Source organism: Campylobacter sp. 2018MI34, assembly GCF_016598975.1.
In the GTDB taxonomy this organism is placed as follows: Bacteria; Campylobacterota; Campylobacteria; order Campylobacterales; family Campylobacteraceae; genus Campylobacter_D.
Map to the genome: position 1 here is coordinate 1 of NZ_JAENKS010000026.1, position 20,430 is coordinate 20,430.

Annotated in this window: 20 protein-coding genes and 1 pseudogene; 9 read left to right on the top strand and 12 right to left on the bottom strand. The window is 25.9% G+C overall.

Features of this window, described 5'->3' with window-relative positions:
* Both JG676_RS06610 and JG676_RS06615 read left to right on the top strand, forming a co-directional pair.
* A partial coding sequence (locus JG676_RS06610) for a hypothetical protein (RefSeq protein WP_200217709.1) occupies window positions 1-643 on the top strand: 643 nt, incomplete at its 5' end.
* A gap of 21 nt (window positions 644-664) precedes the next feature.
* The gene (locus JG676_RS06615) at window positions 665-1,303 is read left to right on the top strand and encodes a MarC family protein (RefSeq protein WP_200169466.1); all 639 of its coding nucleotides are present in this window, start codon (window positions 665-667) and stop codon (window positions 1,301-1,303) included.
* A gap of 39 nt (window positions 1,304-1,342) precedes the next feature.
* On the opposite strand, the gene aat is transcribed toward JG676_RS06615, so the two are convergent.
* The 12 genes from aat to JG676_RS06675 are packed head-to-tail and all read right to left on the bottom strand — an operon-like array spanning window position 1,343 to window position 12,391.
* A complete protein-coding gene (gene aat, locus JG676_RS06620) occupies window positions 1,343-1,987 on the bottom strand; it encodes a leucyl/phenylalanyl-tRNA--protein transferase (RefSeq protein WP_200217710.1) in 645 nt (214 codons plus the stop codon).
* On the bottom strand, window positions 1,962-4,091 hold the full coding sequence (locus JG676_RS06625; protein ID WP_200217711.1) for an AAA family ATPase: 2,130 nt from the start codon (window positions 4,089-4,091) through the stop codon (window positions 1,962-1,964). Before JG676_RS06625 ends, aat begins: the two co-directional genes overlap by 26 nt.
* Complete coding sequence (locus tag JG676_RS06630; protein ID WP_200169463.1) at window positions 4,088-4,378, bottom strand: ATP-dependent Clp protease adaptor ClpS; 291 nt, start codon at window positions 4,376-4,378, stop codon at window positions 4,088-4,090. The genes JG676_RS06625 and JG676_RS06630 overlap by 4 nt, the downstream gene beginning before the upstream one ends.
* Window positions 4,378-4,986 carry a TlpA family protein disulfide reductase gene (locus tag JG676_RS06635; RefSeq protein ID WP_200217712.1) on the bottom strand — a complete coding sequence of 203 codons (609 nt, stop codon included), beginning with the start codon at window positions 4,984-4,986 and terminating at the stop codon, window positions 4,378-4,380. Before JG676_RS06635 ends, JG676_RS06630 begins: the two co-directional genes overlap by 1 nt.
* Window positions 4,987-4,988: 2 nt before the next feature.
* Window positions 4,989-5,447 (bottom strand): SsrA-binding protein SmpB, encoded by a 459-nt coding sequence (gene smpB / locus JG676_RS06640; protein WP_200217713.1) that lies wholly within the window; start codon window positions 5,445-5,447, stop codon window positions 4,989-4,991.
* A complete protein-coding gene (locus tag JG676_RS06645) occupies window positions 5,444-6,208 on the bottom strand; it encodes a 4-(cytidine 5'-diphospho)-2-C-methyl-D-erythritol kinase (RefSeq protein ID WP_200217714.1) in 765 nt (254 codons plus the stop codon). Before JG676_RS06645 ends, smpB begins: the two co-directional genes overlap by 4 nt.
* On the bottom strand, window positions 6,205-6,432 hold the full coding sequence (gene csrA, locus JG676_RS06650) for a carbon storage regulator CsrA (RefSeq protein WP_200169459.1): 228 nt from the start codon (window positions 6,430-6,432) through the stop codon (window positions 6,205-6,207). The genes JG676_RS06645 and csrA overlap by 4 nt, the downstream gene beginning before the upstream one ends.
* Complete coding sequence (gene truB / locus JG676_RS06655; RefSeq protein ID WP_200217715.1) at window positions 6,426-7,244, bottom strand: tRNA pseudouridine(55) synthase TruB; 819 nt, start codon at window positions 7,242-7,244, stop codon at window positions 6,426-6,428. The genes csrA and truB overlap by 7 nt, the downstream gene beginning before the upstream one ends.
* Window positions 7,241-9,331 carry an ATP-dependent helicase gene (locus tag JG676_RS06660; protein ID WP_200217716.1) on the bottom strand — a complete coding sequence of 697 codons (2,091 nt, stop codon included), beginning with the start codon at window positions 9,329-9,331 and terminating at the stop codon, window positions 7,241-7,243. Before JG676_RS06660 ends, truB begins: the two co-directional genes overlap by 4 nt.
* Window positions 9,328-9,765, bottom strand: coding sequence for a hypothetical protein (locus JG676_RS06665; RefSeq protein ID WP_200169456.1), 438 nt, complete (start codon window positions 9,763-9,765; stop codon window positions 9,328-9,330). Before JG676_RS06665 ends, JG676_RS06660 begins: the two co-directional genes overlap by 4 nt.
* A 21-nt stretch (window positions 9,766-9,786) precedes the next feature.
* On the bottom strand, window positions 9,787-11,502 hold the full coding sequence (locus tag JG676_RS06670) for a M3 family oligoendopeptidase (RefSeq protein WP_200217717.1): 1,716 nt from the start codon (window positions 11,500-11,502) through the stop codon (window positions 9,787-9,789).
* A gap of 10 nt (window positions 11,503-11,512) precedes the next feature.
* Window positions 11,513-12,391 carry an aspartate carbamoyltransferase catalytic subunit gene (locus JG676_RS06675; RefSeq protein ID WP_200169454.1) on the bottom strand — a complete coding sequence of 293 codons (879 nt, stop codon included), beginning with the start codon at window positions 12,389-12,391 and terminating at the stop codon, window positions 11,513-11,515.
* 131 nt (window positions 12,392-12,522) lie between these two features.
* On the opposite strand from JG676_RS06675, the gene metK reads away from it, so the two are divergent.
* From metK to JG676_RS06710, 7 genes and pseudogenes are all read left to right on the top strand, one after another.
* Window positions 12,523-13,719, top strand: coding sequence for a methionine adenosyltransferase (metK, locus tag JG676_RS06680; protein ID WP_200217718.1), 1,197 nt, complete (start codon window positions 12,523-12,525; stop codon window positions 13,717-13,719).
* 149 nt (window positions 13,720-13,868) lie between these two features.
* Window positions 13,869-14,636 (top strand): class I SAM-dependent methyltransferase, encoded by a 768-nt coding sequence (locus JG676_RS06685; RefSeq protein WP_200217719.1) that lies wholly within the window; start codon window positions 13,869-13,871, stop codon window positions 14,634-14,636.
* Between the two features lie 54 nt (window positions 14,637-14,690).
* Window positions 14,691-15,461 (top strand): annotated as a pseudogene (locus JG676_RS06690) (class I SAM-dependent methyltransferase).
* Window positions 15,462-15,469: 8 nt separating this feature from the next.
* The gene (locus JG676_RS06695; protein WP_200217720.1) at window positions 15,470-17,800 is read left to right on the top strand and encodes a PEP-utilizing enzyme; all 2,331 of its coding nucleotides are present in this window, start codon (window positions 15,470-15,472) and stop codon (window positions 17,798-17,800) included.
* Window positions 17,791-18,405 carry a gamma-glutamyl-CDP-amidate hydrolase gene (locus JG676_RS06700; protein ID WP_200217721.1) on the top strand — a complete coding sequence of 205 codons (615 nt, stop codon included), beginning with the start codon at window positions 17,791-17,793 and terminating at the stop codon, window positions 18,403-18,405. Before JG676_RS06695 ends, JG676_RS06700 begins: the two co-directional genes overlap by 10 nt.
* Window positions 18,402-19,163, top strand: a complete 762-nt coding sequence (locus JG676_RS06705) for a sugar phosphate nucleotidyltransferase (protein WP_200217722.1) — start codon at window positions 18,402-18,404, stop codon at window positions 19,161-19,163. Before JG676_RS06700 ends, JG676_RS06705 begins: the two co-directional genes overlap by 4 nt.
* A complete protein-coding gene (locus tag JG676_RS06710; protein ID WP_200217723.1) occupies window positions 19,160-20,428 on the top strand; it encodes a DUF2972 domain-containing protein in 1,269 nt (422 codons plus the stop codon). The genes JG676_RS06705 and JG676_RS06710 overlap by 4 nt, the downstream gene beginning before the upstream one ends.
* Window positions 20,429-20,430: the final 2 nt, after the last annotated feature.

A 20,430-nucleotide genomic window follows, 5' to 3' on the forward strand; every position in this document is an offset into this window, starting at 1 on the left:
AGTTAAAGCATTAAATTCTTATAATAATAATTTATTTTTTATACCAGATTTAAATATTACTTTAGGTAGTTTTGAAAATCAGAAATTTAATAAAGATTTAAATTCTATAACTTTAGATAAAAGTTTAGAAAAAATTTTACAAGATGAAGATAATTTTTTTAAAAAAGATTTTCTTAATGTATATGGCAAAGATTTTAATAATACTTTAAAAATTACTTATATTACCAAAGATATGATGTTTTTTGATAATTTTGTAAGCTATTCTTATAGTTTTGCAGCTCATCCTTCTTTTTATGAGAGCGGTTTTGCACTTGATCTTAAAAATAAAAAAATAAAAACTTATATTTTAAAAGATCTTGTTAAAAACAATATTGCCTTTAAGAAATTAATTACAAAAAAACTTAAGAATTATTTTGAAATTCATAAAAGATATGATTTGGCTAATTTAGATTTTTTTAAAAATAATTATAATTTTAACATTCTTGAACAAGATGTATCCTTTAAGGAAGATAGTCTTTATATTAATTTACGCATTTTATTGGCAGAGGTTGGAAGAAATTTGGATTTTTTTAAGATATCATATAAAGATTTAAAACCTTTTGCAAAAGGTGATTTGGTAAAAATTACTAATAATATTAAATAATTGTTATAATTAAGCTTTGAGATGTTTGCCGAATTAGAATCAGAATTTCATTTAATATTAGTTTCTGCTATTGCTTTGCTTGCTGTATTAAATCCTTTTGGAAATTTAACACAGTTTATTGCTATGAGTGAAGGTTTGCCAACTTCTATGCGTAAAAAACTTTTTAGAAATATTCTTTATACTGCTTGTTTAATTGTTCTTGTTTTTTTATTTTCTGGATCTTATTTAATGATTTATATTTTTAGAATTGATTTGGATCATTTAAGAATAGCTGGTGGCTTAATTCTTATGATTATGGCAATTAGAAATTTGCTTTTTTCTACTTCGATTGTTGTTGAGGATTTTTCATATTACCAAGATTTAAGTGAAAAAGATTTTTTAAGAAAAAGCCTTATTCCTATGGCATTTCCTATGCTTGTGGGACCTGGAACTTTAGCTGCTGTTATAGTTATTCGTGAAGATAGTGGTTTAGAAATAGCATTAGGTGCTACTATTTTAGCTTTTATGTTTATGTTTTTTTTATTTCATTTTGCGGCAACAATAGAAAAAATTTTTGGAAAACTTATTCTACATGTTTTTTCTAGAATAGTTCAAGTTTTTATAGTGGCAATGGGTATTAAAATGATTTTATTAGGATTAGCAAATTTATATAAATTATAATTTATTAAATATGTAATAAATTATAAATATAAAAAATAGTTATAAAAGATTTTTAAAATTTTTAAATCCACTATTTAGTTGAATTTTCTCGCTTAATATTTTTAAAAATCGCTCTCTTGGAATATTTTTAGCTCCCATGAATTTTAAATGGGAATTATAAACTTGGCAATCTATTAAAAAATCATAAGGTTTTAATAATTCACATAGCTTAATTAAGGCTATTTTTGATACATTTTTTTCTACTCCTACCATACTTTCACCAAAAAATACCTTTCCTATTATTAGTCCATAAATTCCACCTACTAAAATATCATCTTTATAAACTTCTAAAGAGTGGGCATATCCTAGATTAAAAAGATTGGTATATGTGTATATAAAATCATCATTTATCCAGCTTTGCTCTCTAGTATTTTTACAAAGTTTTATTAAATTTAAAAAATTAAAATTAAGTTTAATGCTATATTTTTTAAAAAATTTTTTCATATTTTTTTGTATATGAATTTCTTCGGGTAAAAGAATACATCTAGGATCTGGACACCACCAAGTTACTGGATTACTAGTCCAAGGAAATAATCCAAAAGTATAAGCCTTAAGTATAAATTCTTCTTCCAATTTGGAGGTTAAAAATACAGGACTATCTTTTGGAGCTTTTAAAAGTTTAGTATATAAATTGAAGTTTTCCATTTTTATTAAGTTTGATTTTTATTTTTTCGCTTTTAAGTTTTCCTTGGAGAATTTCATCACTTATTTTTTCTCCGATTTCTTCAGCTATAATGCGTTTTAGTAATCGGACTCCGAATTCTTTATTATAAGCTTTTTTAGCTAGATAAATTTTAGCTTTTGTGTCAATGTCTAAAGTAATAGCCAAATTCTTTGAAATTTCACTAATTTCTTTTTGAACAATTTTACTTAAGATATCATCATTTAAATCATTAAAGTGTAAAATTTTATCGATACGATTGATAAATTCAGGGGCAAAAAAATCTTTGATAGCTCTATTATTTTTTTCTTCTTTTTGACTTAGAAAACCTAATTCATTATAATCTTTTAAGCCAAGATTTGAAGTCATAATAATAATAGTATTTTGAAAATCTATCTTCATTCCACTATTATCTGTTAAGCTTGCATTATCAAATATTTGCAAAAAAGTATTACTAAGATCAGGATGAGCTTTTTCAATTTCATCAAATAAAACTACACTAAAAGGATTTTTTCTAATTGCATTGCTTAAAATCCCGCCATCTTCATAACCAATATATCCAGCAGGAGATCCTATAAGTTTGCTTAGAGCGTGTTTTTCAGCATATTCGCTCATATCAAATCTTTCTAAATGAAGTCCTAAAAATTTAGCTAAATTTTTACAAAGTTCTGTTTTTCCTACTCCGCTTGAACCAGTAAAAAGAAAAACTCCTTTTGGTGTGTTTTGATTTTTAAATCCTACATAACTTTGTTTAAGGGTTTTGCAAACACTATCAATAACTTCATCTTGTCCAAAAATAACAGATTTTAAATTAGAAGCTAGTTTGATTAAGGCACTATTTTGATCAAATTCAAAAATTTTATGAGATTTAGTCATTTTTGCTAATGTTAGTTCTAAATCTTTTAAAGTTGCATTTTTCTTCGCTTTTTTTTCAAGTGCAAATGAAGCACCTAGTTCGTCAATAAGGTCAATAGCACAATCTGGCAAGAATTTATCATTAAAAAATTTTTTACTCCATTTTATACTTGATTTGAGTATATCATCATTAAATTTTATATTATGAAATTTCTCATATTTAGGTCTTAAACCCTGAAGTATAAGAAAACATTCAGCTTCTGTAGGTTCATCAATATCAATTTTAGCAAAACGACGGCTCAAGGCTTTATTTTTATCAAAAGTATTTTTATATTCTATAAATGTTGTAGCACCAATACATTTTAATCCCCCATTACTAAGAGCTGGTTTTAAAAGATTGGAAAAATCAGTATAAGAATCATTTCCAGCTCCAGCTCCAACAATAGTATGAATTTCATCTATAAATAAAATAGCATTAGGTATAGAACTAAGTTCGTTTAAAATATCTTTAATTCTTTTTTCAAAATCTCCTCTGTATTTTGTTCCAGATAAAAGACTGGCTAAATCAAGGCTATAAATTTTTACATCAAGTAATTGTTTAGGAACTTTTTTTTCATAAATTGCTAAGGCTAATCCTTCCACAATAGCTGTTTTACCAACTCCAGCTTCTCCTACTAAAATAGGGTTATTTTTTTTGCGTCTGCAAAGAATCTGTATAATTCTTTGTAGTTCAAAATTTCTACCAATTAAAGGATCTATTTTTCCTTCTTTTGCTAAGGTTATTAAATCACTTGCAAAGGTATTAAGATTATCTAATTGACTTGAATTTTTAATTTGCTGAATTTTATCAAGATTTAAACCATATTTTTGAAGTAAAAAATTACAATAGGTTCTATCATCTTGTAAAAGTTGGTCTAAAAAGTCAATAATTGTGATTTCTTGTAAAGGATTTTCTTTTTTGGCTTTAAATAAAATTTCTTCTAACACTAAAGAAAATTCAGGTATAACTTCTTTATTTAAAATTTGATTTTTTTGAGCAATATAATTTTTGAGTTCATTTTCTAAAAGTGTAAAATCATTATTGCCTAGTTCATTAAATATTTCTTTAAAGTTTTCACTTAATTTTAAAAGAACAAATAATACGTGTTCGCAAGTAACGAATTCGTGATGATTTATACTACTTAGGTGTTTAGCATTTTCTAAAAATTTTTTTAATTCTTCTTGATATTTCATTCTTCTTCTACTCTAGTTTTTAATGGAAAATTAGCCATTAAGGCAGCATTTGAAACTTGTTTTTGCTTTGAAAGGGCAATTTCTTGCGTATAAATTCCGCATACACCTGAACCATTGCAATGAACTTCAAGCATAATATTATTAGCCACTTCAAAACTATGATGAAAAATATTCATTAAAATTTCTATAACAAAATCCATCGTAGTAATATCATCATTTAAAAGTAAAACTTTAAACATTTTTGGTTCTTTTAATTTTGTATGTTCTAAAATTTGAGTTTTTGCCATTATTTTTTCTCATAAATTAAATTTAAATCTTGTTGCATTAAGCTTGTAGGAATTTTTCCTAAATAAAAATAAGTTTTTTTACCTTCATTCCAATAATCAGTTAATTCTTGATAAATTCCATTTTTTAAAACGACTTTAAAAGGAAGTTGTTCCATGCTTTGATAATTAATATCTTTTAAAATTTGTGCAATAATTCTACTATTTTCATTAGAATTACTTAAAAAATAATAAGCTCCATAATCATCAGCAAATTTTTTAACTTCAGCATCACTTACATCTTCAAAATGTGTTAAGCCTATAATAAAAAATTGTTTAGTGTTATTTTTCCATAAAGTGCTTAGTTCAAGTGCTTCTTCTTTACAAGGTGTGCAAAAAGTTCCAAAAAAATCAAACATAAGTACTTTATTTTCATCTCCTTCTATGATAAAACCTTTTTGAGTTCTTATTAAAGTTTTACTTCCACCATTTACGCTATTTAAAACAATTTTATCACCTTGATTATATTCTTTAAATAAAAAATCATTTTGAATTTTTTCTTCATTATTAGAACAAGCACTGATAAAATAACCTAGTAATAATAAAACTAATAAAGTATATTTATTTTTCATCTTTATCCTTTATAATTTTTTATAGCCATTTTTGCCTCTAAATCAGCTTGTTTTTTCTTTAAAGTTTCACGTTTATCATGTAAATTTTTTCCTTTAGCTAATGCTAAGGTTGCCTTAACTTTATTTTTAATATTAAAGTATAGATCCAAAATCACTAAAGCATAACCTTCTACACTTACCTTTCCTAAAAGTTTGTCTATTTGTCTTCTGTGCATTAGAAGTTTTCTTGGCGCCCTTTCTTCATGTTTGTAATGAGAATGTGTTGTATTAAGATGAGAAATATGGGCATTAAGTAAATAAAGCTCCCCTTTAATAATGCGAACAAAAGAATCTTTTAGATTTGTCCTAGCTTGTCTTAATGCTACAACTTCACTCCCTTTTAAAACAATTCCAGCTTCAAAGGTTTCTAAAATAGTATAATCAAATAAAGCTTTTTTATTTCTTGCAATATTTTTTTTCATTTTTTAACCTTAAAAACACTACTTCCACTACCGCTTAAGAAAAAATTATTAGTTAAATATTCTTTCATTTTAGGATATAAAATTACACAAGGAGTAAATAAATCATTAAGCTTGAAATTATTAAATCTTTCTAAAAGCTCTTTAGTATTTAATTTTTCATAGTTTTTAGCTTCTTCAAAATTTTTTGAAAAATCAAAAGAAGTTTTATCAAATTGTTTATAAACCTCTTTTGTATGGCAGCGAATTTCTGGGAAAGCAAATTCTAAATTTGGAATATCATCATAAATTTCTTCGATAATCTCTCCACAACCGCTAACATTGGCACTTTTATAACCACTTAAGAAAAAAGCCACATCACTACCTAATTGCAAGCTTAAATTTATAAGTTTTTCTTTAGAAATTTTTAAATTTAATTCTTCATTCATCATTAGTAAAAAACTTGCCGCATCTGAGCTTCCTCCGCCAAGACCTGCACAAGTTGGGATATTTTTGATGAGCTTAAGACTTTTGTTTTTAAAAAATTCTTCTAATTCAGATTTATATCCATAATTGCAAAGCAAATGATAAGCTTTTTCGATGATATTATTTTCGCATACAAAATCGCTAATGAGCTCAAATCCTTCTTGTGTTTTTTGATTTATGATTAAAAGTTCATCAAAAAGATCTTCTATTAAAATAAAACGAGATTTTAATAAATGATAAGATCTTTTATCTAAGCCAATAAGTTTTAAAAAAATATTTGCTTTAGCATAAGCTTTCATTTTTTTAGTTTCTTGCTAAGATCATCAAGTTTGATTTCTTTTTGGACAACTGAATGTAAATTCTCATCTTTAATTTGTGTAATGAGTTCTTTTCTAAGTATCATTAAGGATTTTGGTGCTTCTATGCCTATTTTTGCATAACCTTTTCCAGTTTGAACAATTTTAATTTCTATATCTTCACCAATTTTTATACTTTCATTTTCTTTTCGTGATAATATTAACATTTTGCAACCTTATTTAAAATGTAATTTACTTTATTATTTTCAATGTTAATAATTGAAAAAAAATTTTTTTCTTCAAGATAGTAAGTACCATTTTCTTGATATGTTAATTCTTTGATATCAATTTTTATTCCATTTTCTAATTTATCGCTATCTTTAAGGAAATTTTTTTTTAAATTTAAATATTGTAGCACATTTAAACTTTTTTCATTGTTATAAAAAAACTCACCTTCTTTAATACGTTCAAGAGCACTTAATGTTGCATTTATTCCTATTTTTTTAGCAAAAATTTCACAATAAGATCTAATATAAGCTCCTTCGCTCACTGAAAGTTCTATAGTTAAAAAAGGATGATTATAATGTAAAATTTTACATTCATAAATATACATTTTACAAGGTTTAAGTTCTACATTTTGTCCTTTTTTTGCAAATTCATAAGCTCTTTTACCTTGAATTCTTTTTGCACTAAATTGAGGAGGGATAAATTCAATTTCTCCTAAAAGTTCATTTTTAATTTTCTCTAAAAAATCAAGATTGTAAGAATTGATTATTTTTACTTGTGTGATATTTTTATCATCTAAGCTTAAAGACTTAACCCCAAGCCAAAGAGTAGCCCTATAAATTTTTGGAGTTTTTTTTAGAAAGCGAAAAAGTTTGCTAAATTGATTAAAAGCTATAATTAAAACCCCTTTAGCAAAGGGATCAAGCGTTCCTGAATAACCTGCTTTTTTTACTTTATATTTTTTCTTAATAGAATTTAAAAAAGCATTTGAACTCATTCCGCTTGGTTTATAGCCGACAAAAAGTTTATTCATACTATTTTTTCCACAAAAGAAGATAAGATATTACGAGTGATACCACCAAAATTAATACTGAGTTTTTCTTCATTTTTACTTTTTTGAACCTCAATAATTCTTCCTATCCCAAAAATTTTATGTTTAATTAAATCTCCTTTTTTAAATCCTATTTCTTTTTCTTGTAAAATATGTCCTTGTGAAATACTTTCTTTTTTTAAATTTTTAAGATTTAAGCAGCTTTCTTCAAGAAATTGACTTTTTTTAAATGGCATTCTTATGCCTTTATGAAATCTTGAATGTGCAAAACTAAGATAAAGATATTTTTTAGCTCTTGTAATAGCAACGTATGCTAAGCGTCTTTCTTCTTCAATATCGCTTGTATCATTTAATAATGGAAATATACCTTGTTCTAATCCCATAATAAAAATATGATCAAATTCAAGTCCTTTGCTTGAGTGGATACTCATTATATTAATGCTTTTTTCACTAAGATCATCTTGATCACTTAAAAGTGCAATTTCATTTAAGATATCATCTAAATTTTCGTAATATCCTTCTTTAATTTTATCTTTAAGACTTGCATAAAACTCATCAATATTAGAAATTTTATCTTCAGAATCTGCTTGATTTTGATAAAAATCTTTGAGTTTTATTTTTTCTTCTAGTTGATTAATGAGTTCTTTTAAATTGCTACATTCTCGTAAAGCTTTTATGTGTTCTAAAAAAAGATGAATTTCTTTTTGTGTTTTTTTAGGAAAAAATTCGCTTTGATCAAGATTATTAAGAGCTTCAAATAATGAGATTTTTTCTTTTTGTGCATAATCTTCTAATTTTTTTAAACTTGTAGAACCAAAATTTCTTCTTGGTCTATTTATGATACGTTTCAAAGAATAATCATCATTAAGATTGATTAGAAGTCTAAGATAAGAAATAATATCTTTAATTTCAGCTCTTTCATAGAATTTAATTCCACTTAAAAGTTTAAAAGGAATTTTTTCTTTATTAAGTGCCTCTTCTAAGGCGCGCGAAAGAGCATTAATGCGAAATAAAACAGCAATCTCGCTGGCATCAACTCCTTGTTGGAGTAATGTTTTTATATGTTTTGCTATTTTAAGACTTTCTTCTTTTTCATCTTGCGCTTCATCGATCTTAATTTGTTCTCCTTGATCTTTAGTGCAAATAAGTTCTTTACCTAATCTTTTATCATTGTTTTTTATAAGTTTATTGGCAGCATTTAAGATATTTCCTACTGATCTATAATTTTGTTCAAGTTTTACAAGTTTTACATTTTTAAATTCGCTTTGAAAATTTAAAATATTTTCGATTTTTGCACCACGCCATCCATAAATACTTTGATCATCATCACCTACGACACAAATATTTTCGTGTATTAAACAAAGATTTTTTAGAATTTTATATTGTAAAGCATTGGTATCTTGATATTCATCTACTGTGATATAGTGATAAAGTGTGCTTTGTTCTTTGGCAAAATTTTGATCACTTTCTAAAATTATATTGCTTAACATTAATAAATCATCAAAATCAACAAAATTATTTTTTAAAAGATAGTTTTGATAATTTTTATAACAAAGAGCTAATTTCTCAAATTTTTTAAATTTTTCCTCTTCATTTTTGTAAAGATTTAAATCATTAAAAACCATTTCTACATTTTTAGAATGATTTTTTAAATATGAAATATAATTGGAAAGATTTGAAGCATTTAAATCTTCATTTATAAGTTCTTTAATAATCTTTTTTTTATCTTCAGTATCAATAATGATAAAATTATTTTTACGCCCCAATTTTTCTATATGCATTCTTAAAAATAAAAGACCGAATTTATGAAAAGTGCATAATAAAGGATTTTGATTCTTGGAATTTTTCATCAAATTTAAAGCCCTAGTTTTCATAACATTAGCTGCTTTATTGGTGAAAGTCAAAGTTAAAGTATTTTGCGCAGGAATGCCAACTTCATCAATTAAATAAGCAAGTCTTGTTGTAATAGTTTTTGTTTTTCCACTTCCTGCTCCTGCTAAAATAAGCATAGGTCCATCTATATGTTTAATAGCCTCTTTTTGGCTTTGGTTTAAATCTTTAAAAATCATTTTTTAAAGATATCTTTATTTTTAGGATTATTTAAAAATAAATCTATTGATTTTTTGGCAAGATTTTCATCTTTTCTTTTATAGAAACTAAAATTGATAAATATAGCATTATTTTCAATTTGGATTTGAGTGATAGCTCCTAAATCAACTTTAACAAAAGTAGCAAAATCATCTGCTCCAAATCCTGCATGAAAATGAATGTATTCTTTATCTAATTTGATAGAAGTAAAGGTATATCCTGCTAAAGCAAAAAGTGTATAAGGATTTTCGCTTAGATCTAAATGTTTAGGAAGTTCGGGATTAAACTGAATATATTTTGTATTGCAAACTATAGAAAATTCTATATTTTTTTCAATTAAAGTTTGGATAATTTCATAGCAGTGTTGTTGCATTAATTTTATAAAATCATTATCTTGCAAAAGCTTTTCTATCATAATTTTTCCTTAAATAAAAGACTATTTAAAATTAATAAAATCATTAATTAATTTTTCAATTTCTTTAATGCCTATTTCCCAGAAATTTTTACTTTCTATATCAAAACCAAATGAAGCTATGAGATCTTTAGGGCTAATACTACCTCCTGAACTTAACATCTTAAGATACAATTCTTTAAAATTAGAACATTTATTGCTTTTATAAAGTCCATAAAGAGCTAAGACTAAAAGTTGTGCATAAGCATAAGCATAACAATAAAATGGCGAATGTATAAAATGAGGGATATAAGACCACCAGCAAGCATAGTTTTTAGTTAAAATAACGCTATCTCCAAACATTTTTTGAGATTCTTCAAGCCAAATTCTATCAATTTTATCTTTGCTTAATTCATTTTTTTCTTTATAAATACGTCTTTCAAAACAAGTAAAATTAATTTGTCTATAAAAAGTGGCAAAAATATCTTCAATTTTAGCTGCATAAAGGGCTAATAATTCTTCTTTATTAAGTCTGTCTTTAATATAATCAAAAACAAGCATTTCAGCAAAAACAGAAGCCATTTCAGAAGTAGTTAAAGGAGTATTTTGGTTTAAAAAACTTACTTTATAAGAAAGTTTTTGGTGTATAGTGTGTCCTAATTCGTGTGCAAGGGTAAAAAGATCACGTCTTTGGTTAGTATAATTTAATAAAATAAAAGGATGAGAATCAGGTGTTGCTGGATGAGAAAATGCTCCACTTTGTTTTTTATTTTTTGGATATACATCAAGCCAACCTTTATCAAAGGCTTCTTGTGCTATATCTTTAAATTCTTTAGAAAAAGTTCCAAAAGCATTTAAAACTATTTTTTTAGCTTCCTTAAAGTCAAAATGGGCTTCTTTGCCAATAGGTGCATATCTGTCATAATCTTTTAATTTATTAAAACCTAAAATTTGTTTTTTTCTTTTATAAAATTTAGAAACAAGATGAAAATTTTTTTGAGCACTTAAAATTAAAGTATCAACGCTTTTTTGTGAAATTTGATTACTTATATGTCTTGGAAGTTCGTAATTTTCATAACCTCTTAAATTACAAATTATTTGTCTTTGGGTTTTTACCATATTGAAAATAAAGGTTAAAAGTAGAGAATTTTTTTCTAAACTTTTAGTGAATTTTTTAGCTGCTTTTTTACGTATCTTTCTATCGTGATGATAAAGTTTGCTTAAAATCTCTTCTTCACTTAATTTTTTCCCTTCAAAAGGAATTTTTAAAGCACTCATACTTTCATCAAAAAGTCTTGCAAAAGCATTTGCTCCAGTATTTGAAAGCTGTAATAAAATTCTTTCTTCTTTTTTTGATAGATTATATTGTTTGTTTTTAATTAAATTATCAAGATAAAAGCTATAGTCTTTGCAAAAATTAATAAATTCTTGTGATTTTTCTTGCTTTAAATCGCAAAATTCTAGTTCAAAAAAAAGTATATTCTCTTCAATTTTTTTGCATTCTTCTTCATATTTTGCATAAAAAGAACCTTTTGTTGTATCTTTTGCAAAAGTTAAATAAGCAAAAGTGAGAATTTTTTGTAATACTAGATTGAGATTTTCATATTCTTTTAAAGAAACTAAAAATTCTTTAGGATTTAATTTATAAAGATTATTTTCATATTTTAGCTTAAATTCAGATGATTTTTTTAAATAATTTTGCATAAATTCATCAAGTTTATTTTCGTTTATAAATAATGAACTTAAATCCCATTCTAGCATTTATTTCTCCTTAATTTTCTAAGATAAATTTTTTTAAAACAGCCATACGAATAGCAACTCCATGTTCAACTTGTTTTAAAATTAAACTCCTTGGATCATTCATTACTTCATCGCTGATATCAATATTTCTATTAACAGGACCAGGATGTAATAAAATTACTTTTTTATCATCAATCAAATTTGAATTAATGCAAAAATTATTAGCATAATCTTTTAGTGAAGCATAAACTATTTTTTCGTGTCTTTCAACTTGTGTTCTTAAGCTCATAATGATATCAGCTTTTTCTATAGCTTTTTTTGCATCATAAGTATATTCTAAATTAGAATTTGGCATAAAATGAGGCGGTGCAACTAGAGTGATTTTAATTCCAAAGCGTGTTAAAAGATCAATATTTGAATTTGCAACACGAGAGCTTTTAATATCTCCTATAATAGCAATTTTTTTCCCTTGCACTGCACCTTCAAAATGTTCATAAATTGTAAATAAATCAAGCAAAGCTTGTGTTGGATGTGCATGTTTTCCATCTCCTGCGTTAATCAAAGGACAATGAATATAGCGTGATAAAATTTCAGGCGCTCCTGAATGTGAGTGTCTAATTATTATTGCATTAGGATTCATAGCATCTAAATTAGCTGCTGTATCATAAAGTGTTTCTCCTTTACTAGAACTACTCCTTGCAACATCTAAACGCAATACTCTAGCACCTAATCTTCTTGCGGCACTTTCAAAACTTGAAAGTGTTCTTGTAGAATTTTCAAAAAATATAGTTGTAATACTTTTGCCCTCTAATAGCGTTCTTGGTTTTTTGTCTAAAAAATCCTTTGCATCTTTAAAAATATCTAAAACTTCCTGATTACTTAAATTTTTTGTACTAATAAGATGCCTCATTTTTTTCCTTTTGTATTAGTATAAAAATTAATTTCATTCTAACAAAACTAAACTTAATCTTACAAATATTTTAACTATAAATTTATTTAATAAGACTATAATAAAGCTTTATTTTTTTAGAAAGGACTTTTATGTATCTATTCACTTCAGAAGTCGTAAGCCCTGGTCATCCTGACAAGTGTGCTGATATAATCGCTGATACAATAGTGGATATACTCTTGAAAAATGACAAAAATTCAAGGGTGGCGAGTGAGGTTTTTGTCGCAGGAAATAAAGTTGTAATTGGAGGAGAGGTTAAATCAAATTACAAACTTAATAAACAAGATTATGACAATTTAGTAAAAGATGTTTTAAGAAATATAGGTTATGATGGAGCAGGACATTTCAGCAAAGAGCAATGTTTGCATCCTGATGAAATCGAGGTTATGGTATTTTTAAATGAGCAAAGTCCAGATATTAACCAAGGTGTTGATCAAGAAGATGGTGAAACTGGTGCAGGAGATCAAGGTATTATGTTTGGTTTTGCAAGTTGTGAAGCTGATGAGTATATGCCAGCTGCAATTTCTTATGCGAGAATGCTTTGTGATAAAGTTTATGCTTATGCTAAAGATCACCCACATGAACTTGGAGTAGATATTAAAACTCAAGTAACTATTGATTATGGAACAAAAGAGAATTTTGAAAATTGCAAGCCACAAAGTATTCATACTATAGTAGTTTCTGCGCCTTGTATTGAAAGTATGAAAATAGAAGATTTAAGAGCTTTGATAATGAAGCTTATTTTAGACACAAATTTACCAAAAGAACTCTTTAATCTTGAAAAAACAAGAATTTTGATAAATCCAACAGGAAAATATGTTAATCATAGTTCTTTACATGATAGTGGTTTAACCGGAAGAAAACTTATTGTTGATAGTTTTGGTGGGTATTCACCTATTGGGGGTGGTGCACAATCTTCTAAAGATTATACTAAAGTCGATAGAAGTGGTCTTTATGCAGCAAGATGGCTTGCTAAAAATATAGTTGCAGCAAAACTTGCTAAGAAATGCATAGTTCAACTTAGTTATGCTATAGGTGTTGCTAAGCCAATTTCAGTAAGTGTTGATTGCATGGGGACAAATACCAAGATAAATGATGAGGTTTTAAGTGATTTTATAATGAAAAATTTTGCTTTAACTCCAAATTGGATAAGAGATAAATTTCATCTTGATAAACCAAGCAAAGAAACTTTTTTATATGCTGATGTAGCTGCACGTGGGCAAGTAGGTCAAAAAGATTATCCTTGGGAACAACTTGATGCTCTAGAGCAATTTAAATCTTTGCTTTAATGCTTTTAAGTATTTAAAGCAAAAGTGTGATTATATATTTATATAATTTTATACCCTAAATTTGCCTTCTTGTTTAATTTAGATTTAATAGGGGGGGGGGATATAACTTAATATTTTATTTATATTTTAAAAACTTATGAGGAATTTTAATGAAGCAAGGTGATTTTACAAAAGTTGCAAAACATTATCATAATAGACCTGCATACAGCTCTATGTTGATTGAAAAATTAATTCGTTGTATTAATGATAAAAATAAACAAAATCTAAATGTCGTTGAAGTTGGGGCTGGAACAGGAAAATTAACTAAGATTTTAGCCAATGAGTTTAATTTAAATATTACAGCAGTTGAACCTAATGATAATATGAGAGAAGAGGGGATAAAATATACTCAAGATTGTTCAAATATTACTTGGAAAAAAGGCAGTGGAGAAGAAACTAATATAGAAGGTGGTATAGCTGATTGGGTTATTATGGCAAGTTCTTTCCATTGGACTGATCCTAAAAAATCACTCCCTGAATTTAATCGTATATTGACAGGGGGAGGGTATTTCACTGCAATTTGGAATCCACGCCATATAGTAAAAGGTTCTGTTTTTGATGAAATTGAAACGGAAATTAAGAATATTATTCCAGAGCTTAATCGTGTGAGCAGTGGGACGCAAAATGTTAAAAAGTGGGAAGAAATTCTTGTCTCAACAGGAGATTTCACAGATTGCTTTTTTATGGAATGTGATTACAAAGAGTTTTGGGATAAAGAACGTTATCTTGGAGCTTGGCATTCTGTAAATGATATACAAGCACAAGCAGGTGAAAAAAGATGGAAAGAAATTTTAGATATGATAGAAGCTAAAATTTCACATATGCAAAGTATAGAAATTCCTTATAAAATAAGAGCTTGGACAGTTAGAAAAGCATAAAATAATTTTCCTTTTTTCATCAAAGCTTGTTTAAGAATGAAAAAAGGAAATAAAATGCAAAAATTAGTAGAGCAAGTATGGGATTATATAAAACATGCAAAATTTTATAGTTATAGACCAAATTAACCAAAAACTATAGATATGTTAATTACATTAGCAAAATCAAAAGATATTAATAAAAATTTAAAAGTTGCTGATATTGGTGCTGGAACTGGAAATTTTAGTATTATGTTACTTGAGAGATCTTGTGAAGTTGTTTCAGTAGAGCCAAATGATGCCATGAGAGAAATTGGCATAGAGAGAACTAAAGGGTAAAATATAAAATGGGTTAGAGCAACAGGAGTTGATTCTACTTTAGAAAATAATCAATTTGATTGGGTAACTTTTGGAAGTAGTTTTAATGTGATGGATAGAAATGAAGCTTTAGAAGAAAGTTATCGTTTGTTAAAAAAAGATGCTTATTTTTCTTGTATGTGGAATCACAGAGATTTAAATGATCCTATCCAAAAAATTGCTGAAGATACTATTCTAGAATTTGTTCCAAATTATACAAGAGGAACTAGAAGAGAAGATCAAAGACCTATTATTGAAAGTAGAAAGGATCTTTTTGATAATATAGTTTATATAGAAGAAGATTTTTATTTTCATCAAAGTATAGAAAATTATATTAATGCTTGGAAAAGCGTTAAAAATCCTTATTGGGATTTAGAAACAAAAGAGGGAGCAGAGCTTTTTGAAAAAATTAGTTTAAAAATGAGTGAAAGACTTCCAAAAGAATTTGATATTAAATACACTACAAGATGTTGGAGTGCTAAGAAAAAATAAGGATCATAATGAAGCTAGAATTTCAAACTAAGGCAAAAAATTTACTTATTTTACAAGATAAATTAAAAAGTGCAAAGGTTTTACCTCTTGTTATCACTTCTTTAAACGAGCTTGAGTATAAAACTAGTGAAGTTTTAGAGAAAATTAAGACTTTAGATTCTAAAAAACTTATTGTTCGTAGTTCTTCAAAAAGTGAAGATAGTACAATGAATTCTAATGCAGGGGCATTTTTATCCCTTGCAAATATTTCAAATGATAAAGAAGATCTTTTAAAAGCTTTAAAAGAAGTTGGAAATTCTATGCCTTCAAAAAATGATGAAATTCTTATTCAACCTATGTTAGAAGATATTAAAATTTGTGGCGTAGCTTTTAGTGTAGATAAAGATAATTTTGCTCCTTATTATTGTCTTTCTTATGATAAAAGTGGTTCAAATAGTTCAATTACAGATGGTTTAAGTAATAATGCTTGTGTTTATTTTCATTATAGAGATTATTTAGAATTTGAAGATGAAAATAATCAAGAAATTATTACTATGATAAAGGAATTAGAGAAATTATTTTCTTGTAATTTTTTAGATATTGAATTTGCTTTTGCAACTTATAAAGGTAAAAGCGAACTTTTTTGTTTGCAAGTAAGACCTTTGGTAATGCAAAATAAAATAAATCTTTTTAAAGCTTTACCAAAAGAATCTTTAGAAAGGTTTTATAAACGATTTATTTCTTTACAAGAAAAACGTCCAAGAGTTCTAGGAGATAAAGCACTTTTTGGTGTAATGCCTGATTGGAATCCGGCTGAAATTATAGGTTTAAAACCAAAAAGATTGGCTTTAAGTCTGTATAAAGAAATAATTACTGATAATATTTGGGCATATCAAAGAAATAATTATGGTTATCGAGATTTAAGATCTCATCCTTTGATACATTCTTTTTTAGGAATTCCTTATGTTGATGTAAGACTTTCTTTTAATTCTTTTATTCCTAAAAAATTAGATGAAAAAATTGCAAAGAAATTAATTAATTTCTATCTTGATAAACTTGATCAAAATCATGAATTGCATGATAAAGTTGAATTTGATATAGTATTTTCTTGTTATGATTTTAATTCTCCTAATAAACTTAAAACTCTTTTGAATGAAGGGTTTAATGAAAATGAGATTAAAAGACTTGAATTTTCTTTACTTGAACTTACAAATGAGATTATAGATTCTAAAAAAGGACTTTATTTAAAAGATATTGAAAAATCAAAAAAATTAAAACAAAGTTATGAAGATATTATTAATTCTGATTTTTCTTTGATTGATAAAATTTATTGGCTTTTAGAAGAATGCAAGCGTTATGGAACTTTACCTTTTGCTGGAGTTGCAAGAGCTGGGTTTGTAGCAATGCAAATGTTAAATTCTTTAGTTGAGATTAATTTTTTTACTAAAGAAGAAAAAAATGCTTTTTTAAACTCTTTAGAAACCATAAGCAAAACTTTAAGTTTTAAAATAAATTCTTTAAATAAAAAAAATAAACAAGAGTTTTTGGAAATTTTTGGACATTTAAGAGCTGGAACTTATAATATTTTATCTCCAAGATATGATGAAAATTTTAAAGCTTATTTTGATATAAAAAATTATAAGCAAGAAGAAAATTTAAAATCAGATTTCATTCTTAGTATTGATAAAAAAGAGAAATTACAAAATCTTTTAAAAGAGCATGGATTTAGCATAAATACAGATGAGTTTTTTTCTTTTTTAAAAAATGCTATTGAAGGAAGAGAACTTGTAAAATTTGATTTTACAAAATTACTTTCTAAAAGCATTTCTATGATTGAAGAGCTTGGAAAATATTATAAAATAGATAAAGAAGATATGGCACATCTTGATATAAAAAGTATTTTAAATCTTTATTCAAGTCTTTATTCTCAAAATCCTAGAGAGCAGTTTTTAGAAGAAATTAAACGTCATAAAAAAGAGTATGAATTAACCTTGGCTTTGAAACTTCCTTCACTTTTAAATAAAGCTAGTCAAATTTTTGCTTTTTCTTCAAGCTCTGTTATCCCAAATTTTATTACTCAAAAGCGTATCAATGCTAAAACAGCAAAAGAAAATGAAACTGATTTAGAGGGTAAAATCGTTCTTATTTATGCAGCAGATCCTGGATATGATTATTTATTTACTAAAAATATCGCTGGTTTTATTACTTGTTATGGAGGAGCTAATTCTCATATGGCTATAAGAGCTTCAGAACTTGCAATACCAGCTGTTATAGGTGTTGGAGAGGTTGATTTTGCAAAATATTTAAAAGCAAAGAAACTTATCATAGATTGTGAAAGTGAGCAAATCATTTGTTTATAGGTATTACACAAAGATTAATAGAAGAAGAAAAATATAAAGAATTAAGAGAAGCCTTAGCGCTTGAATGGGGAGATTTATTTTCAAATTCTGCTCTTTTTAAAGATTTTATTCCTCTTGCTTTAAGTTATGAAATAGATTTTAAACGCTATGCTCCTTACTTAAAAGCTGTTATTTTAAGCGGAGGCAATGATTTAAGTATATTTAAAGAAAGTTTTTTGTCTAAAAAAAGAGATATTTATGAAGAAAAAATTATTAAATATTGTTTAAAAACAAATACCCCACTTTTAGGAATTTGTCGTGGGGCGCAAATGATAGCTTATTTTTTTAATTCTTCACTACAAATGCTTTCTAATCACGTAGGAAATCACAAAGTGATTTTAAATGATAAAAATTCTTTTATAAGCAATTCCTTTCATAATTATGCTATTGTAAATTTAGGTGAGGATTTAGAAATTTTAGCTAGAGCAGAAGATCAAAGTATAGAAGCTTTTAGACATAAGGATAAAAATATTTTTGGTTTAATGTGGCATATAGAAAGAAAAAATGGACTCAATAATACAAAAATTTTGAAACAATGGCTTAATACAATAAAGGAAAACAAATGAAAGCAATTATTTTAGCAGCAGGATTTGGATCAAGACTTATGCCTCTAACAAAAAATAATCCTAAATGCATGGTGAAATATCAAAATGAAGCATTAATCTCTTATGAAATTAAAGCTTTAAAAGAAGCTGGAATTTCTGATATAGCAGTAGTTGGAGGATACTTATCTAATATTTTAAAAGAATTTATCGAGGATAAATTTAATCTTTATAATTTTTATGAAAATAAAAATTATACTCATACAAATATGGTTCAAACTCTTTTTTGTGCAAGAGAATTTTTGCAAAAATGCATAGAACAAAAAGAAGATTTAATTGTCTCTTATGCAGATATAATCTATTTTAAAGATAGTATAGAAAAACTTATGCAAGCTAAAGATGATTTGGCTATAGTGATAGATAAAGAATGGAGAAAGCTTTGGCAAAAAAGATTTAAAAATCCTTTAGATGATGCTGAAACTTTAAAACTTGATAATAAAGGATTTATTAAAGAATTAGGAAAAAAAGCTAAAAGTTATGATGAAATAGAAGGGCAATATATAGGACTTTTTAAAATTAGTGCTAATTTTTTATCTTCTGTTCTAAGCTTTTACGATAATCTTGATAAAAATATTTTTTATGATGGAAAAGATTTTAACAATATGTATATGACAAGTTTTCTGCAAGCTTTAATTGATACATTTAATAATGCTAAAGCAATAGAAATTTATGGAAATTGGTGTGAAATAGATTTTAAAAGTGATTTGGAGATAGTTTTATGAAGCCACTATCGCAAAGTAAATCTTTTAAACTTTTAAAAGAAAAAGGTTTAAAAGCTTGGTTAGAATATAGATATTTTAAAATTTTAAGAACTTATGAAAAACATATAGTTTTAAAATATACAAAATGCTTTAAGCCCTTGCCTAAAAATTATAAATTTATACTTTGCTCTTATAGTGTTTCAGCTCATTGGGCTTTAGGAAATTTTTTACAATTTTGTAATTTGAAAAAAATTGTTGCTTTTGAAGATAGTCTTACTTGTTATTATACCGCAAAACATGAACTTAAAAAGATTAAAAATTCACAAAGTTATTTGGATTTAATTTTTTGGAATAAAGAAAATAAATATATTTCAAATATAGTAAGCATTTTTAATCCTACTAAAATTCTCATTTTAACAAGAGATCCTATTTCAAGATTTAAAACTTTTATCAATCACGGAAAATCTAGCAATAACACAAAAATAATAAATTTAAATGATGATTTAGATAAAGTTTTTAAAATTTCTTATATAGGAAAGAATGATGAATATGAAATTAAACCAAGTTTAGAAGCTTTAAAATATTGGAAAAATTCAAATAAAACACTTAATTTCAACTACTATTCCAACATAAAAGCATTTTTAGAAAGTAAAAAAGAATTTAAAATCTTTTATATAGATTGTAAAGAATTAGATAGTAAAATAGCTTTTGATACTATGAATAAATTAGCAAAAACCTTAGACTTTAATCCACCCAATATAAAAGACAAAGAAAAATTTGAACACAAGCTTTGGAATAAATTTGCTCATTTACTTCCTTTTAATCTTTTACTTGAGAAAAAAACTTTTCCTTATTTATTAAAAAATATAGAATTAAGTATTATTGAAAAAGCAAAATTATCCAATACCCCTCCCCCTATATGTAGTATAGATATTAAATCTTTTATACTAGATAAAGATTATATTTACTATGAAAACTTAGGTATTTATATAGATGAAAATGATTTTAAAATTTTAAAAGAGCATAAAGAACTTTTTGAAGAAGTTAAAAATTATCTTTTAAAATTTAGTATATTTTTAAAAGAGCAAATTGAGTTTAAAGAAGCAAATTTTATAAATGAAAAAGATATATTAAATTATCTAAAAGAAAATAAAGATTTAAGAATATATCTTAAAAACATACTAGATTATGAACTTACTCATATTAAAGAACATCGTCCCGATATTATAGCTTCTTGGAAATACTATCAAGAATTTGAAAAGATGTGTAAGGAGTTGGATGGGTGATT

Excerpts from the sequence above, each read along its gene's own strand:
- JG676_RS06615 (WP_200169466.1), top strand. The coding sequence starts at position 665 with ATGTTTGCCGAATTAGAATCAGAATTTCATTTAATATTAGTTTCTGCT.
- aat (WP_200217710.1), bottom strand. The coding sequence starts at position 1,987 with ATGGAAAACTTCAATTTATATACTAAACTTTTAAAAGCTCCAAAAGAT.
- JG676_RS06625 (WP_200217711.1), bottom strand. The coding sequence starts at position 4,091 with ATGAAATATCAAGAAGAATTAAAAAAATTTTTAGAAAATGCTAAACAC.
- JG676_RS06630 (WP_200169463.1), bottom strand. The coding sequence starts at position 4,378 with ATGGCAAAAACTCAAATTTTAGAACATACAAAATTAAAAGAACCAAAA.
- JG676_RS06635 (WP_200217712.1), bottom strand. The coding sequence starts at position 4,986 with ATGAAAAATAAATATACTTTATTAGTTTTATTATTACTAGGTTATTTT.
- smpB (WP_200217713.1), bottom strand. The coding sequence starts at position 5,447 with ATGAAAAAAAATATTGCAAGAAATAAAAAAGCTTTATTTGATTATACT.
- JG676_RS06645 (WP_200217714.1), bottom strand. The coding sequence starts at position 6,208 with ATGAAAGCTTATGCTAAAGCAAATATTTTTTTAAAACTTATTGGCTTA.
- csrA (WP_200169459.1), bottom strand. The coding sequence starts at position 6,432 with ATGTTAATATTATCACGAAAAGAAAATGAAAGTATAAAAATTGGTGAA.
- truB (WP_200217715.1), bottom strand. The coding sequence starts at position 7,244 with ATGAATAAACTTTTTGTCGGCTATAAACCAAGCGGAATGAGTTCAAAT.
- JG676_RS06660 (WP_200217716.1), bottom strand. The coding sequence starts at position 9,331 with ATGATTTTTAAAGATTTAAACCAAAGCCAAAAAGAGGCTATTAAACAT.
- JG676_RS06665 (WP_200169456.1), bottom strand. The coding sequence starts at position 9,765 with ATGATAGAAAAGCTTTTGCAAGATAATGATTTTATAAAATTAATGCAA.
- JG676_RS06670 (WP_200217717.1), bottom strand. The coding sequence starts at position 11,502 with ATGCTAGAATGGGATTTAAGTTCATTATTTATAAACGAAAATAAACTT.
- JG676_RS06675 (WP_200169454.1), bottom strand. The coding sequence starts at position 12,391 with ATGAGGCATCTTATTAGTACAAAAAATTTAAGTAATCAGGAAGTTTTA.
- metK (WP_200217718.1), top strand. The coding sequence starts at position 12,523 with ATGTATCTATTCACTTCAGAAGTCGTAAGCCCTGGTCATCCTGACAAG.
- JG676_RS06685 (WP_200217719.1), top strand. The coding sequence starts at position 13,869 with ATGAAGCAAGGTGATTTTACAAAAGTTGCAAAACATTATCATAATAGA.
- JG676_RS06695 (WP_200217720.1), top strand. The coding sequence starts at position 15,470 with ATGAAGCTAGAATTTCAAACTAAGGCAAAAAATTTACTTATTTTACAA.
- JG676_RS06705 (WP_200217722.1), top strand. The coding sequence starts at position 18,402 with ATGAAAGCAATTATTTTAGCAGCAGGATTTGGATCAAGACTTATGCCT.
- JG676_RS06710 (WP_200217723.1), top strand. The coding sequence starts at position 19,160 with ATGAAGCCACTATCGCAAAGTAAATCTTTTAAACTTTTAAAAGAAAAA.